This is a genomic window from Anabaena sp. CCY 9613, from assembly GCF_963920895.1.
GTDB lineage: Bacteria > Cyanobacteriota > Cyanobacteriia > Cyanobacteriales > Nostocaceae > Cyanocohniella.
This window is the reverse complement of sequence record NZ_CAWUDE010000018.1, coordinates 67,660-83,053: the sequence shown is the minus strand read 5'-3', so window position 1 is coordinate 83,053 and position 15,394 is coordinate 67,660. Positions and strand designations below refer to the sequence as shown.

Sequence of the window (15,394 nt, the reverse complement as noted above, 5' to 3'; positions counted from 1 at the left end):
AAAACCCCTCTCCATTCCTCTCCCCTGCAAGGAAAGTCCAGTGCTTTTGTTGCTTATTTTTTTTCAATGACGAAATAAAATATATCAGAAAACTAGACAATGAGTAAACAATTTCAATTAGATAATCAAGAATTAGAAGAAAAATATTCACGATTTTTCTCCCTTTCTTTAGATTTACTTTGTATAGCCAGTTTTGACGGTTATTTTAAATATTTAAACCCGGTATGGGCAAAAACTCTCGGTTGGTCAACTCAGGATTTATTGGACAAACCATTTCTTGAGTTTGTTCATATTGATGACCAAGAATCAACTATTTTAGTCGCGCAAAAATTAACAAATTCTGTAGATGCAGTTTTCTTTGAAAATCGCTATCTTTGTCGGGATGGATCTTACAAATGGTTATCCTGGAATGCAACTCCTTTCATGGACGAAAATTTGATTTATGCAGTAGCACGTGACATTACTTCAAATAAAGAAAACGAGAATGAATTACGCAATACTATTCGAGAATTAGAAGCTTTAAAAATTGCCTTAAATGCCCATTCATTAGTTGCTATCACTGATAAAAAAGGGATTATTACTTATGCAAATGACCAGTTTTGTGATATTTCCAAATATTCAAGAAAAGAACTGTTAGGACAAGACCACCGTATCATCAATTCTGGTTATCACTCCCAAGAATTTTTTGCAGATTTATGGAGAACTATTACCCAAGGTAAACATTGGAAAGGAGAAGTAAAAAATAAAGCAAAAGACGGTACTTTTTATTGGGTAGATACTCTCATAGTGCCAATGTTAAATGAAGAGAAAAAGCCAGAACAATATGTAGCAATTCGGACTGATATTACAGAGCGAAAACTTTCAGAGTTAGCTTTATTAGAGCGATCGCGCTTGTCTTTATTGAGTGCAGAAGTTAGTTTGTCTTTATCTCAAAGTGGTACACTTACAGAAATACTCCAAAATTGTACAAATACTATTTCTCAATATTTAGATATTGCTTTTGTTTGTATTTGGACTTTTGAGCGACAAACAAAACAACTGCAATTGCAAGCGGGTGTTCATTGTGCAGAAGCAACTTGTAATGCTTTAAGAGAGACTCAGGATTTTCCCAATCATATGGTTGTAGCCAATAATATTATTGGCTTAATCAATCAAAATCATCAAACTATTTGTAATGAAGAAATTAAAATTAATCAAGAAGAACTTTTAGATTCTGCATTATCAACTTTACGATTTTGCGCTTATCCTTTAATTGTAGAAAAACAATTAATTGGGATCATAGCTTTATTTAGTAAACAATTATTTACCGAACCCACCGATAACTTACTCAAATGGATTACGAATAATATTGCTGTAGCAATTGACCGCATCTGGGCTAGAGAAGAACTATTAAGTCGTCGGGAAGCTTTACTATTAGGTCTAGCTAGTCAAATTCGCAGTTCCCTTGACCTTGATACTATTTTAGAAACAGCCGTCACAGAAATTCGTAGCTTATTAAAAATTGACCGTTGCTATTTTCTACGTTACTTGCCTAATTCGTCTCAGCCAAGCTTGACAATTACCCATGAAGCCCGGAACCCACAATTACCTACAATGCTAGGCAATATTTCCTTGCCAAACAATAATTTTTTAACTCAAACTCTCAAAAATCAGGAATTAATCTGTATCGACGATATTCACAGTGAAATATACATCCATGATGATATACAAAATTTTCTCATTGAGTTAGGAATTACCTCTCAATTAATACTACCAGTTAAAAGCCATTCTGGAGAATTTGGTGCGATCGCTTGCAGCCATTGTCATGGTGGACGTGTTTGGAGTAATAGTGAAATTGGACTATTGCAAGCTGTTACAGATCAACTAGCGATCGCCATCGATCATGCCCAACTTTACATCCAAAGTCAAACTGCTACTTTAACCGCCCAAACTCATGCTGAAAAACTCACGGAAACTCTGCATAAGCTACAGCAAACTCAATCGCAACTGATACAGCATGAAAAAATGTCTAGCTTAGGACAATTAGTAGCTGGGGTGGCTCATGAAATTAATAACCCAGTGAATTTTATTCATGGTAATTTATCCCATGCTAATGAATATATTGAAGAGTTACTCGAACTATTACACCTTTATCAGCAACACTATCCTCATCCCGATGCCGAAATTCAAACTTTTGCTGAAGAAATTGACTTAGATTTTATCGCTGCTGATTTAACTAAACTGTTGAGTTCTATGAATATGGGTACTAATCGTATCCGGGAAATTGTCTTGAGTTTACGCAACTTCTCTCGTCTAGACGAAGCCGATAAAAAATTAGTTGACATTCACGAAGGTATTGAAAATACATTGCTAATTCTGCATCACCGCTGGAAAGATAATGGTAATGGCATTGGAATATCTTTTATTAAAGAATATGGTAAATTACCTTTAGTTGATTGTTATCCTGGGCAGTTAAACCAGGTATTTATGAATATTTTAACCAATGCTATTGATGCCTTAGAAGAATCTATGATTAGTGGGCATTTTGCAGCTGTCAATAGCAAAACAACAGAGAAACCGCAGATTTGGATTTGCACCGAACTTTTAGAGGAAAATTATGCCTCAATTCGGATAGCTGACAATGGTATCGGCATGACAGAAGAAGTAATAGCCAGATTATTTGATCCATTTTTTACCACAAAACCCGTAGGTAGGGGTACAGGATTAGGACTGTCAATTAGCTATCAAATTATTGTCGAAAAACATGGTGGTAGCTTGAAATGTATATCAGAACTGGGCAAAGGTACAGAGTTTTGGATTAAAATTCCGATAAAATCTGATAGTGTATAAAATTGGCAACTAAAATAAACATTAGTAAGCTGCGATCGCGTAAAATTTAAGTCTGGATAACCCAAATATTGTCTAGAGCCATCACAATCTAGATAAATTGCGAAATTGCTCCCAAAAACAAGCCATGCAAAACATGAATATGTACAACAACACAGGGCTGAGTTTAGAGTTTTTTCATATCCAAACTAATACAAGTTTTGCTCTACCATCGCATTTAGGGGTGATGTTAATTGGTAAACCCCATGACCAAGGTTTACCAGATATAGATGTTTCTAAATTGCCAGATGCTGATGTAGTTTCACGCCTTCATGCCCAGGTGCGAGTAGAAGGTGGTAATTACTTTATAGAAGACTTGGGTAGTGCTAATGGCACATTTATTAATGACATTAGATTAGAGCCGAAAACACCTTATCAACTTAACTTAGGCGATAAAATAGACCTGGGACAAGGTGCTAAAGTCACGTTTATTTTTCAAAATAAACCACACATCCAATCCTCTCTGGTTACTACTTCCATTCAGCATCAAGCCTTTGAAAACAGCAGCGTAACTTCAGTAGATACCACGAGTAAATTCTTAGGTTTAGTATTGATTATTACTGGAATTATAATTTTAACTGCAAATATTCAAGTTGGTATGTTTTTTCGCGTTCCAGGTATCCTGCTATGTGGTGCGGGAATTTTTGTCCTTTGCCAAAAACGGATCAACCGCAACTTAGGATGGATTTTAATCGCATTTGGTATTGCAGTAATTATTTTTACAGGTAATATTTTCGCCTCAACCAATCTATTAATAGTGATTATCTCATCTGCCTTATTATTTGCTGGATATCAGCTTTTGACTACTGGACAAATACTAGGGTATAGTTGGCGATCGCTTAAAGGTGTCATCAAAAAATAGCAATGGCTCGAATTTTAATTTTTGGTAATTCTAGTTCCGGAAAAAGCACACTCGCTAAAAGGCTTAGTGAAAATTTAGAAATTCCAGTTCTCGACCTGGACACCATTGTCTGGGAAGCTAATCAAATTGCCATAAGGCGTTCTCACGAAGATTCAGCCAAGGATTTACGAGATTTTATCGAAAATCATCCTTCTTGGGTCATTGAAGGTTGCTACAGTACGCTCATTAATATGGCTCTAGAGTTCTCCACTGAAATCTACTTCCTCAATCCCAGTATTGATCAGTGTCTGGAAAATAATCGCCATCGTCCTTGGGAACCGCAAAAATTTAAATCCGCCGCAGAGCAAGCACAAACTTTTGAGTTTCTGCAAAATTGGATTCAACAATATCAAGAGCGCGATGATGAATTTGGTTATTCGTCCCATCGCTGCATATTTGAGCAATTTAACGGTAAAAAGCAGGAAATTACCGAAAACATCTGCGAGTGAAGAAGCAGGGGGACAGGGGGACAAGGGAGCAGGGGGGCTATCGCCCACAATTCCACTCGGCTTTAAACCTTATCTTTTGGTAAAAATACTCACACTTCATATTTTGTTCATCTGTTCTTTATATATGCAGTCAATCAGGGTTAATTGTAGTTCTGGAACTACCAAAGCGTATTCTTCTATTAAGTTAATCACTTAAGTGATTTCTTTATTAACTAGCACCAATATATATAGTATTAATACATAGAAAATGTAATTATTTGACGAATAACCGACTCATTAGAATGTTTAATAGGAAAAGCACCCAAGAACTTGCACCAAAAATTGGCCCAATGTAAAAATTGTGTTAAGGTGTCGTTTTACACATTTTTAACACTCCGGAGCTAATGATTAAAACCCAAAACTTGCCGAAGTACCTGGCGTTCTTACTCTTAACCGTAGTCTCAGGATCTGATCTAGTAATCTCTCAAGTTTTGGCCCAAAGCAGTGTACAGTCGTCTATCGGGAAAAGTGTCACCTTCACTTGCAATGATAGTGAGGCTAAAATCAAAGCTAAAAATGGGCCCAAGGTGACTTTTGGGCCCACAACTATCTACATTGGATATCAGCAAATATCATTTAAAAACCAAGCCCCCCGTATCATCCGTTTCGATAATGGTTTCAAGACATGGTGTCGTAGTGATTACGAAACCACTAATGACGATAGCAGAGGTTACGGTTTGCTATGGAATGGGGGAAATGCTTTGTATGGGGTTTTTTCCACCACTGGTACCCATAGTGGTAATGATTTTCGACGCTTTGCTAAAAATAGTTGGCTATCGGGCTATGGCAATGGTGGCGGTGCCAAAATAGCAGTTATCGCCCGTATTAATCCCGCCAATGGCAATGTTTACCAGGCCACATTTTTATCCGCTAAAAGACCCAGTGATGGTAGAACTAACTCTTTAGAAGTGAACAACTTGTCGTGGAATGGCAGCAATTTGACTGTAAAAGGCAATGCGTGGTGGTCTCCCCGTCGTCCTGATAAAAATATTATGAATTGTGCTGGTTCATCACCCTTTAAGTACACCACCGTGTTTTCTGGTGATTTAACAAAAGTAACTTCATCCTCAGCAGTTAATTGTAATTAATTGAATACTGCGAATTTTGTGGAATATTTTGCTAAATTACCCCTGATGTAACTAATTAACCAGGGGTTTTTACTTATCAATTTTCTGATGAAAAATCAGGATAAGCTCAATGAAGTGTGGGTACCATTGTCTTTAATGCAAAAATCTTTTCCATCACATCTTCCACTACCTTATCTGGGGTAGAAGCACCGGAAGTTACTCCTACAACAATTTTGCCATCGGGTAACCAGTTTTGGGCGATCGCTAACTCTCCATTTAATTGTCGGTGTTCAATAGCAGTTGCTGATTGAATTCGCTCCACACAATCAATGTGATAAGAAGGAATACCTCTTTCAGCCGCGATTTGTTGCAATTGAGCCGTATTCGATGAATTAAATCCACCAATCACTAGCATGAAGTCTAAATTCTGTTGCACTAACTCCAACATGGCATCTTGCCGTTCTTGGGTAGCGTCACAGATGGTATTAAAGCTTTGGAAATGCTGATTTAACTCAGTTGTGCCATACTTCTGCATCATAGTCCGCTCAAACAGCTTACCAATTTTCTCAGTTTCGCCTTTGAGCATTGTGGTTTGGTTAGCAATCCCCACTCTTTCTAAGTCTTGATCTGGATCAAATCCGGCTGAACAAGCTTTAGCGAATTTTTGCAGAAATTCTTCTCGGTTCCCACCATTGAGAATATAGTCGGCGACATACTGAGCTTCTTGTAAATTCAACACAATCAGATACTTGCCAGCAAAAGAACTGGTAGCAACAGTTTCTTCGTGCTTGTATTTACCGTGAATAATGGAGGTGTAAGCAACTTTTTTGTGCTTTTCCACAGTATTCCAAACTTTAGAGACCCAAGGACAAGTGGTATCGACAATTTTGCAACCTTGCTCATGGAGGATTTGCATTTCTTGAACGCTGGCACCAAAAGCCGGTAATATTACCACATCCCCCGATGAAACCACTGCAAAATCCTTTTTCCCTGCTTCCACAGGAATAAAGCCAATGTTCATTTCCTGCATTCGCTGATTCACAGAGGGATTGTGAATAATTTCGTTAGTAATCCAGATGCGTTCTGTAGGGAAATGCTGACGGGTTTCATAAGCCATTGCTACAGCACGTTCCACACCCCAGCAAAAACCAAAGGCTTGAGCTAACCGGATAGTAACATCACCTCGCTGCAAAATGTAGTTGCGATCGCGGATTTCTTGAATCAAACTACTTTGATACTCAGATTGCAACTGGGTAGTGACTTCAGCTTGGTGACCAAATCCCTTACGATTGTAATTTTCTGAATGTTGGAGCGATCGTTTAAAAGCTTTTGTATCCATGGGTTTTGCAACTTAAATCACTATTTCTTATTTTCTCGCGCTCAGACGCGATTTTATGGGCAAGATAAAAATCCCCACCAAAAATTAATTATCTCTTTCATCTCCCCACTTCCATATTGCTATACATTTGTAACGCAGTCCGCCAAACCAGATAACCTGTAGGACTTAAGTGCAAACCATCCGTAGTAAATTCGCTCCGGAGATTTCCTTCTCGATTGGTAAACAAAGGATACAAATCTAAATATTTGACCCCAACTTTAGTAGCGGTGATTTGCAGTTGTTGATTTAACTGACGAATACGACTATTAGGAATAGTCAGCAGTTTTTCTCTTCCCTCCCAAGTTGCTGACTCCGCCCCATGAGGCAAAATTGACTGAACAACAATTTGCGCCTTGGGGTGCGTCTTCCGGAGGTAAGTCATAATACGTCGCTGATTATCTAAAATGACTTGATCACTGATCCCCCGTAGCAAATCATTAATGCCAATCATCACAAAAATTACTTCTGGCTGAGTACTGTCAAATAAATTTAATCTTTTGAATAAGCCTTCGCTGGTTTCACCGGAAATTGCTTGATTGAGCCAATTTCTGTCTTCCGGTAATAACTCAACGGGAAACCATAAAGTCAAAGAATCTCCTACTAAGATACTTAAACGCTGAGGACGTTGTTCAGTAGCAACTTTGGCTTCTTGCTGGAGAATATCTACCCACTGTTGGTAGGTGAGTTGATGACGGGGGCCTAACTCTGGTGTGATAGCTTCGGGTTGCAAGCTTGGTTCCGGCGCAGGTAATTTTTGGTGTTGCCAAACCAGCAAAATAACCGCCAACATGAGGATGCAGTTGGTTACTAGCAGGAATAATCCCCAGATGGGAAAGGTTTTTACAGAAGTGGACACGAATAGCAAAATATACCTATGATTTGACTCAGATTTTAAATCCTCAGAGGCAATACGTCACACTATCTGTGGAAATTAATGAGAATGGGGGGATGGGGGAGATAGGGAATACAAAAAATTTGCATAAAAAAACCGCTACTTTCATGAAAGTGGCGGATATTTATTCAGCAATTAAATCAAACGGAAATTAATATTTATCGGGTGATATTCCAGGTGAACCATGTCCTTCAGGGAATCCTCCAGGGCTAGTTTCTTTGAGAAATCCACTGTAGGCTTCCATACCGTGTTCGCTGATATCTAAGCCTTCTAACTCTTCTTCGCGAGTTACACGGATACCTAAAGTAGCCTTCAGGAACAACCAAAAGATGCTACTGAGAAGAACTGTCATCCCACCTACAGCGAGAACACCGACTAGTTGAATTAATAACTGTCCCAAGCCACCACCGGCAAATAAACCCGCAGTTGGGCCAGCACCTTCACCATACCAAGTGTAAACGCCAGGCCCAACAGACCAAAGACCAACTGCCAGAGTTCCCCAAATACCACAAACAAGGTGAACTGAGGTAGCACCTACTGGGTCATCAATGCGGATTTTGTCAAACAGTGTCACGGAAAACACTACTATGACTCCACCAATAAAGCCAATGAGTAAAGAACTAGGAATACTGACGAAGGCACAGGGGGCTGTAATTGCCACCAAGCCAGCCAATACGCCGTTGATAATCATTGACAAGTCTGGCTTACCTAAGTAAATCCAAGCTGTACCTGTAGCGCCAATGGCACCCGCCGCCGCCGCCATGTTAGTTGTTACAGCTATGTGAGCGATGGCATTGGCATCAGCAGCCATTGTGGAACCGGGGTTAAAACCAAACCAACCTAACCACAAAATCAAACAGCCCAAGGTGGCAATACTCATGTTGTGACCAGGTAAAGCCACAACTTGTCGGTCTTGATATTTACCAATACGTGGCCCCAAAAATGCAGCCCCCATTAATGCAGCCCAACCACCAACCGAGTGAACGACGGTGGAACCGGCAAAATCCCAGAATCCATATTCACTTAACCAACCACCACCCCAAATCCAATGTCCGGTGATGGGATAGGCAATACCTACCAGTAGGAGACTGAAGATTAAAAAGTCAACAAATTTGATTCTTTCGGCAACTGCACCAGAAACAATTGTGGCCGCAGTTCCCGCAAAAGCTAATTGAAATAAAAACTTGGCGGCTAAAGGTACACCAGCCCAATTTAGAGAACTAAAAACACCTTGATAAGCATCGCCTGTGACCGGGCTGTTATCTGCTCCTCCTAAGAAAAACCCCGATGTTCCCAAGAAGTTATTACCATCGCCAAACATGATGCCAAAGCCAATTGCCCAAAAGGCAATACTTGCCAACGCAAATACAATCAAGTTTTTGGATAGTACATTGACGGCATTTTTTTGGCGACAGAAGCCGGTTTCTAACATGCCAAAACCAGCATTCATAAAGAATACTAAAAAGGCGGCGATCGCTACCCAAAGAGTATCCAGCGCAACTTGGAGTTCTGCTGTGGTTGGCCCTGCCTCTGGGGTTTGGGCAACTGCTACATACCCCCAACCCAAAACAATTAAACAAGCTAAGGGTAAACAAGCTTGCCAACTGGGTGAAAGCCCTTTAATTGCTGCTAGATTAAATCCCGGTAATTTTGAGTTGGATTGTAGACTTCTAGCGTAGTTTCTGGCAGACAGACGCCTACTTTTGATTTTCGATTTCTGTTTGTACATAAGTTTGAAAAATCATCCTCCAGCCTTGAATAGAAGAAACAAGTTCAGCCGAAAAAACTAACGCCCGAAGTTAAACACAGTGGTTGTCGATATTGCCCGTTGAGACTACTGGTTTGCAAAGCAAAGATTCACATAACCCAAGTAGGAGTTTAGGCAACTATCGGTACATTTGTAAACATTTTTTGATGATATTCTTAAGAAACTATTATCATTTTGTTAAACAGTCAAGCCTCCTTCACTTAATCTTTAATGTAGAAATAATGATGTGTTGGGGAGAAGAATGCCCAAAATCGTCAATTTTTACGTAAAAATTGCATTAAGCAGTGGCAAATACTACCGCAAGTTTACTTCTCGGAACTTTATAAAAACTGAGCGTAACTACGGTGCTTCCCTTTACTCACTTGGGTAAAGTTGCAAACAAATTTGAATGATTTTCTATATTACTCAACCACAAATTCTGTATTATTAGATACTTTTTATCTTTTTTGACGATTCTATTGATACTAATGTATTTAGAGCAAGAAACTGTATCCTTTACAGTGTCGGTATTTTCTGACTTAAGAATATCAAAGTCAAGAAGATTATTAAATTTTTATAAAAAAGATAAATAAATTGTTACTACCCAGTCATTTTTTATTTCACAAGGTAAGTAGAAACCCCACCCCTTGTGGGTGCCTGTCTTTAATTTTGAATTTTGAATTTTGAATTAATTCATAGTTCTTGTTGTAAATATTTCTCATAGCCCACCTGTTCTAGTTTGGCTTGCTTTGCTGTTACCGAGTCGCATAAAGTTTGACGATATTGTTGTACCCTTGCCAGTAATTCTGGTTGCTGGGTAGCGATAATTTGCACTGCTAACAGTCCAGCATTCTTGGCGTTACCTATGGCTACTGTAGCGACTGGAATACCCCCAGGCATTTGGACAATGGAATATAAAGAATCAACACCTTGTAAGTTTCGGGTAGCTATGGGAACGCCAATCACAGGCAGTGGAGTTAAAGATGCTACCATTCCTGGGAGATGGGCTGCACCACCGGCTCCGGCAATAATTACCTTAATACCGCGTTGGTGGGCTTGTTGGGCATATTCTACCATGCGTTCTGGCGTGCGATGGGCGGAAACGATCGCCACTTCATGTTCTATACTAAATTCTTCACAAACTGCGATCGCATCTTTCATGGTGGGCAAATCGGAATCGCTGCCCATGATAATACCGATAAGAGGAGCCATATTAATTTTAAATTTTAGGTGAATAGCCGTCAGATTTCTAATTCTCTAACTAATATGATGACCAAAGCAACAAAAAACCCCGTAGATATTATCAATGCGCGAGTACCTGGTTATCAAGATTTGCAACAACTCTCAGTCAACCATGAGGGAATAATTGAGCAAATTTTGCCTATGAGTCAGTTATCCTCAGGCTGTGAATCTTTACTAGATGTTGCTGGCGACTGGATTTCTTTGGGTGGTGTCGATTTGCAGATTAACGGCGCCTTAGGATTGGCGTTTCCCGATTTGCGAGACGAAAACGCACATCTACTTGCAAAAGTATCGCAATTTTTATGGGATGTTGGTGTAGATGGATTTCTCCCCACCATAGTTACCACCTCAGTAGAAAATATACAGCGATCGCTTGCTGTAATTGCTGGTATTCTCCCCACTCAAAAATTAGGTGCCAAGATTCTTGGGATACATTTAGAAGGGCCGTTTTTGAATTATGGCAAGCGTGGCGCTCACCCAGCCGAGTATTTGCTACCCCTGACAATTGGCGAAGTCAAAAAAGTTTTGGGTGATTATGCTCATATTGTCAAAGTTATCACCTTAGCACCAGAGTTAGATCCCACGGGCACAGTCATTCCATATTTGCGTTCCTTGGGTATCACCGTGAGTTTAGGGCATTCTCAGGCAACAGCAGCCCAAGCCCAACGTGCTTTTGAACTGGGTGCAACAATGGTAACTCATGCTTTCAACGCCATGCCACCATTACATCACCGCGAACCAGGACTATTGGGTGCAGCCATTACCTATCCTCATGTCATGTGTGGTTTTATTGCCGATGGTGAACACGTTACACCAACCATGCTGCAAATTCTACTCCGGGCCAGCAATCAAGCTCAAGGCCTGTTCCTTGTCAGTGATGCCCTTGCACCTCTGGGGTTACCCGATGGGGTATATCCTTGGGATAGTCGAGAAATTGAAGTTATCAACGGCACTGCACGATTAGCCGATGGTACTTTATCTGGGACAACTTTATCCTTATTAGTGGGAGTACAAAATTTGGTGAAGTGGGGGATTTGTGACGTAGCAAGTGCCATAGCTTTAGCTACTATTACACCTAGACAAGCGATTAATTTACCAGGTATTATTTCTAGTCCATCCGCCAATTTATTACGCTGGTATTGGGATGAAGATAGTCAAAAATTAACTTGGCAAAGATTATTTGGCTAAACTTTTGCTTTTGGTGGCGGTACAATACCAAACTTCTTTAAATTGTCATCAATTGACCTGAGTAATTTAAAATCTTCGTCTGGTAAAGGATAAGTATCACTACTGAATAAACCTGCATTTATCATGGGATTCTGTTCTAGAAAAGAGAACGCTTGACGAAACTGATGCGGTTCAGCTTTAATCGGAGCGCTAAAATGACAAGGAATTATCCACTGAAAATCCCAACTCGCCACATAATTAGCCCAATCAATGGTTTCCTGGGGTGCGCGGTTGAGAATCAGTGTTTGTAAAATCGGGGCGACAAATAAACGCCCGTCTCCTTGGAGAACTTGAAAAGAACGCTCCCAATCTGATTGCCATTTAAAGGGAAATAACCCAAAATAATCTTGTTTTGAGCGGTTGGAGGCTCTAATAGCATTGCCAAGTACTTGACTTAATCCGGCTATCTTTAACACACTGGGGCGAAAGTACAAAGCAAATAACACAATCCTTTGCCATCCCTGACGCCGATTTGCCTGATTATCTGCAATAATGTCAGATGCTTGATCTTTGGCATGGAATAGCAAAGGATAGGGATCTAATTGGACGACCGCAGGTGGATCTTCTGGTACAGAAATGACTGAATCTGTGACTAATAAAGTGTGCGATCGCCTGTGAAAAAAAGCAACTTCCGCAAACCTTCCCGGCCCCAACTCAATGGGCCCCAATATCGCATAATCAAACTCATCAGCAAATGGTGTTTGACTACTATCTTTTGGTAAGACTTGAGTCCGTTTACTTGGTAAACCCAGCCAACTAAGAGGCAAATTTACCGGAAAACTCCACTGATGAGGCGCAACAAATACCTGTGCATGGGGAAAGCGTCTCGCAAAGGGGCCAACAAAAACTTTATGTTCCAATCCAGAGACAGTTGGCAAAATAATGTACTTAACATCGCCGTATTCTGCAACTAACTCTTTTAGCAGCCTCAGACATTCTGGAGTTGGCGCTACAGGTGCATATACCAATAAACCACCATCATCTAGCCTGACTACAGTCATGCGAATTGGCACAACAACATAAAAAATACCCTGCAACTGGTCAAACGTCCAGATAGTGTCTTTCACCACTTCTTTACGGATAGTCCGCCGCTGGCTATAAGGGTAGATGGGCAAGGTAAACCAGAAAGACCATGAAAAGTCCCGCTGATTAATCTTGTCTATATTGTCGGTATATTCATCATGAGCCACCTTGAGACCCCTCTTTACTGACGCTGCTCGAAGTTGGAGTTTAACAAACTATTGAGCCAACAGTCTATTTTGTATCAAAAATTTAGTTGCATTTCATTCAATAATTCCACCACCCAAGACTTTATCACCGTCGTACCACACAGCGGCTTGTCCGGGGGTGATGCTGAATTGGGGTTCGTCAAACACCAAACGTGCGCGAGAGTTTTCTAAAGGAATCACCGTTACTGGTTCGGGTTGGGAACGATAACGAATTTGCACTTTTGCTCGAATGGGAGTAGAGGGTTCAGCAATGGAAACCCAATTTACCCGATTTACAGTGCATTCTGGCTGGGTTACTTTGGTGCGATCGCCTACTACTACTTTATTATTCACTGCATCTAATTCCACAACATACAGCGGTTCAGCTGCGGCTATTCCCAAGCCTTTACGCTGTCCAATGGTGTAGTGATGGACACCATCATGTTTGCCCAAAACTTTGCCTGTGGTATCGACAATCTCGCCTTCTTTGGGAGCCACATATTTATCTAGAAATGCCCGCATGGAACCGTTGCTTTCCACTAAGCACAGGTCTTGACTTTCTGGCTTATCGGCAGTTTTTAATCCGTATTCAGCGGCGATGCGGCGAGTGTCGGCTTTTTGGAGTTCCCCTAGAGGAAATACTGTAGCTGCTAGTAAATCTTGTGATAAATCATACAAAAAGTAAGATTGGTCTTTGTTGCGGTCAACAGCCCTTAATAACTGGTAACGTCCAGTAGCGTCATCATAATTAATTTGAGCATAATGACCCGTGGCAATGCGATCGCATCCTAATTGTTCCCGGGCATATTGCACCATTGGCCCAAACTTCACCGTTTTATTGCACTGCGAACAAGGCAGGGGTGTAATCCCGGCGCTGTAACCAGTTACTAAATAATCAACAATATGGGTTTGAAAGACTTCTCGAATATCCACCACTTCATGGGGAACACCCAATTGTTCACAGATATCTGCCGCGTCAATCATGCCTTCAGAGCAACACTGGCCCTTGCCTTTCATCAGCCAAAGGGTCAAACCAATTACTTCATAGCCCTGATGGTGCAGGATGGCGGCGGCTGTAGAACTGTCAACACCACCAGAAAGACCAACGACAACTTTTTTCATATCCTTTCTTGCTAACTATTGGCTACTATACGTAAGCATAAAAACCTGTTTTTAACAGCCTGATGACCAAATTTTAACTCTAATTTTTATTTGTAGATTCTCTGCAATCAAGAAAACATTATTAGTTATTTTATGGTTTAGTTTGGCCAACTATCTCAAACTAGAGGCCGATATATATACAACCAGAGCTTTGGTCTGTCCGATTGTAGCACAAATATCCGTAAAGCCTTGCTGTTCAAAGACATTGGCGATGAAAGTTTCTTTGTTCTGCGTTTTTGTGTGCGCCGATTTCAGTCAGTTAATGAACAAAGCCAAATTTTTTTTGATGTGCTTATTGCCACTTAGGCATACTAAATTCTAAGCTAACAATATATAGTTACGACCACAGTGCATTTATCAATTGCTGAAAGAAATTATCTAGGAATTTCGTTACTACTATGTACAGTCAAATACCAGGTAAATTGCTCGCCTTGCCGATGATTCCTTTGTTCTTGGGAAGTTGTTTGGCGCTGATACCCCACAGTAGTCAGGCACAAAATCGTCCATCGCCCCTGCCCAAGGTCGAACCCATGCAATCAGTGGAATTTTATCAGTATGAGCAAAACTTTCAGCCTTACCAACCGATACAGTCTAACCAGTATAGCCAGACTTTTCAGCGCTATTTAGTGGTTGTTGATAGTACTAATTCCCAAGTACTCCAACGAGTACGTCTGATTGAACCAGAAGCTTATATCCGTCAGTACCAAGGAGGTTCTGTAATTCAGTCAGGAATTTTTAGTCAATTAGCTAATGCTCAAAATCGCGTCAGAGAACTCCAGTCATACGGTATCAACAATGCCCGAATAGTCAACTTTACTGATGGACGAGAAATATCCTCTACTGGTTTTGCCACTCCTGGACAGTCCACCCAAAGTAGCCCTACCAGACAAGAATCTGCCTACTATGCCGTGATTCCTGTGGTTAGGGGAGATGTCTTTTTAATGGCAGACAATATTAGGCGCACGAGTGGACAGTATAACTTTGTACTGGCAAGACAACAACCACTGGGGCCACACGTTGCTGTAGGGCCTTTTCCCACAAGGGCAGATGCAGAAAGATGGAATCAATATCTGCGAGAGTTAGGTTACGGTAACTCCAGGGTTTATTACGGCAGATAAATTTAGTGTTGGGTACTGAGTAAGGAATGTGGATTTAATAAAATATAGAACTTCACCCCCAACCCCTTACCAAGGAGAGGGGAGACTTTGACGCAAATCA

12 protein-coding genes are annotated in these 15,394 nt (G+C 40.6%); 6 read left to right on the top strand and 6 right to left on the bottom strand.

The features are described from left to right. The first annotated feature begins 99 nt into the window (after positions 1-99). From ACM0OT_RS19415 to ACM0OT_RS19400, 4 genes are all read left to right on the top strand, one after another. Entirely contained in the window at positions 100-2,829 is a 2,730-nt protein-coding gene (locus tag ACM0OT_RS19415; protein WP_414566042.1) for a PAS domain S-box protein, read from the top strand. Between the two features lie 139 nt (positions 2,830-2,968). Then, complete coding sequence (locus tag ACM0OT_RS19410) at positions 2,969-3,727, top strand: FHA domain-containing protein (RefSeq protein WP_414566041.1); 759 nt, start codon at positions 2,969-2,971, stop codon at positions 3,725-3,727. 2 nt (positions 3,728-3,729) lie between these two features. After that, entirely contained in the window at positions 3,730-4,215 is a 486-nt protein-coding gene (locus tag ACM0OT_RS19405) for an AAA family ATPase (RefSeq protein ID WP_414566040.1), read from the top strand. Positions 4,216-4,598: 383 nt separating this feature from the next. After that, positions 4,599-5,342 (top strand): hypothetical protein, encoded by a 744-nt coding sequence (locus ACM0OT_RS19400; RefSeq protein ID WP_414566039.1) that lies wholly within the window; start codon positions 4,599-4,601, stop codon positions 5,340-5,342. A 106-nt stretch (positions 5,343-5,448) separates the two neighbouring features. Here the strand turns inward: ACM0OT_RS19400 and ACM0OT_RS19395 are convergent, their stop codons facing one another. From ACM0OT_RS19395 to purE, 4 genes are all read right to left on the bottom strand, one after another. Beyond that, positions 5,449-6,660, bottom strand: a complete 1,212-nt coding sequence (locus tag ACM0OT_RS19395; protein ID WP_414566038.1) for a 4-hydroxy-3-methylbut-2-enyl diphosphate reductase — start codon at positions 6,658-6,660, stop codon at positions 5,449-5,451. 97 nt (positions 6,661-6,757) lie between these two features. Beyond that, positions 6,758-7,489: an SGNH/GDSL hydrolase family protein gene (locus ACM0OT_RS19390; RefSeq protein WP_414566072.1), complete on the bottom strand. Its 732-nt coding sequence runs from the start codon at positions 7,487-7,489 to the stop codon at positions 6,758-6,760. A gap of 253 nt (positions 7,490-7,742) precedes the next feature. Beyond that, positions 7,743-9,320 carry an ammonium transporter gene (locus tag ACM0OT_RS19385; protein ID WP_414566037.1) on the bottom strand — a complete coding sequence of 526 codons (1,578 nt, stop codon included), beginning with the start codon at positions 9,318-9,320 and terminating at the stop codon, positions 7,743-7,745. Positions 9,321-10,031: 711 nt separating this feature from the next. Next, on the bottom strand, positions 10,032-10,550 hold the full coding sequence (gene purE, locus ACM0OT_RS19380) for a 5-(carboxyamino)imidazole ribonucleotide mutase (protein WP_414566036.1): 519 nt from the start codon (positions 10,548-10,550) through the stop codon (positions 10,032-10,034). Between the two features lie 57 nt (positions 10,551-10,607). Here purE and nagA point away from each other — a divergent pair, with 57 nt between their 5' ends. Continuing rightward, complete coding sequence (gene nagA / locus ACM0OT_RS19375; RefSeq protein WP_414566071.1) at positions 10,608-11,768, top strand: N-acetylglucosamine-6-phosphate deacetylase; 1,161 nt, start codon at positions 10,608-10,610, stop codon at positions 11,766-11,768. On the opposite strand, the gene ACM0OT_RS19370 is transcribed toward nagA, so the two are convergent. Together ACM0OT_RS19370 and mnmA are read right to left on the bottom strand one after the other, a co-directional pair. Then, positions 11,765-12,997, bottom strand: coding sequence for a DUF4336 domain-containing protein (locus ACM0OT_RS19370; protein ID WP_414566035.1), 1,233 nt, complete (start codon positions 12,995-12,997; stop codon positions 11,765-11,767). The genes nagA and ACM0OT_RS19370 overlap by 4 nt on opposite strands. A 93-nt stretch (positions 12,998-13,090) precedes the next feature. Then, entirely contained in the window at positions 13,091-14,137 is a 1,047-nt protein-coding gene (mnmA, locus tag ACM0OT_RS19365) for a tRNA 2-thiouridine(34) synthase MnmA (protein ID WP_414566034.1), read from the bottom strand. Positions 14,138-14,574: 437 nt separating this feature from the next. On the opposite strand from mnmA, the gene ACM0OT_RS19360 reads away from it, so the two are divergent. Then, positions 14,575-15,294, top strand: a complete 720-nt coding sequence (locus tag ACM0OT_RS19360) for a hypothetical protein (protein ID WP_414566033.1) — start codon at positions 14,575-14,577, stop codon at positions 15,292-15,294. Positions 15,295-15,394 lie beyond the last annotated feature (100 nt).

What these genes read in the sequence shown, in the direction of transcription:
- ACM0OT_RS19415 (WP_414566042.1), top strand. Translation starts at nt 100, where the DNA reads ATGAGTAAACAATTTCAATTAGATAATCAAGAATTAGAAGAAAAATAT.
- ACM0OT_RS19410 (WP_414566041.1), top strand. Translation starts at nt 2,969, where the DNA reads ATGTACAACAACACAGGGCTGAGTTTAGAGTTTTTTCATATCCAAACT.
- ACM0OT_RS19405 (WP_414566040.1), top strand. Translation starts at nt 3,730, where the DNA reads ATGGCTCGAATTTTAATTTTTGGTAATTCTAGTTCCGGAAAAAGCACA.
- ACM0OT_RS19400 (WP_414566039.1), top strand. Translation starts at nt 4,599, where the DNA reads ATGATTAAAACCCAAAACTTGCCGAAGTACCTGGCGTTCTTACTCTTA.
- ACM0OT_RS19395 (WP_414566038.1), bottom strand. Translation starts at nt 6,660, where the DNA reads ATGGATACAAAAGCTTTTAAACGATCGCTCCAACATTCAGAAAATTAC.
- ACM0OT_RS19390 (WP_414566072.1), bottom strand. Translation starts at nt 7,489, where the DNA reads ATGTTGGCGGTTATTTTGCTGGTTTGGCAACACCAAAAATTACCTGCG.
- ACM0OT_RS19385 (WP_414566037.1), bottom strand. Translation starts at nt 9,320, where the DNA reads ATGTACAAACAGAAATCGAAAATCAAAAGTAGGCGTCTGTCTGCCAGA.
- purE (WP_414566036.1), bottom strand. Translation starts at nt 10,550, where the DNA reads ATGGCTCCTCTTATCGGTATTATCATGGGCAGCGATTCCGATTTGCCC.
- nagA (WP_414566071.1), top strand. Translation starts at nt 10,608, where the DNA reads ATGACCAAAGCAACAAAAAACCCCGTAGATATTATCAATGCGCGAGTA.
- mnmA (WP_414566034.1), bottom strand. Translation starts at nt 14,137, where the DNA reads ATGAAAAAAGTTGTCGTTGGTCTTTCTGGTGGTGTTGACAGTTCTACA.
- ACM0OT_RS19360 (WP_414566033.1), top strand. Translation starts at nt 14,575, where the DNA reads ATGTACAGTCAAATACCAGGTAAATTGCTCGCCTTGCCGATGATTCCT.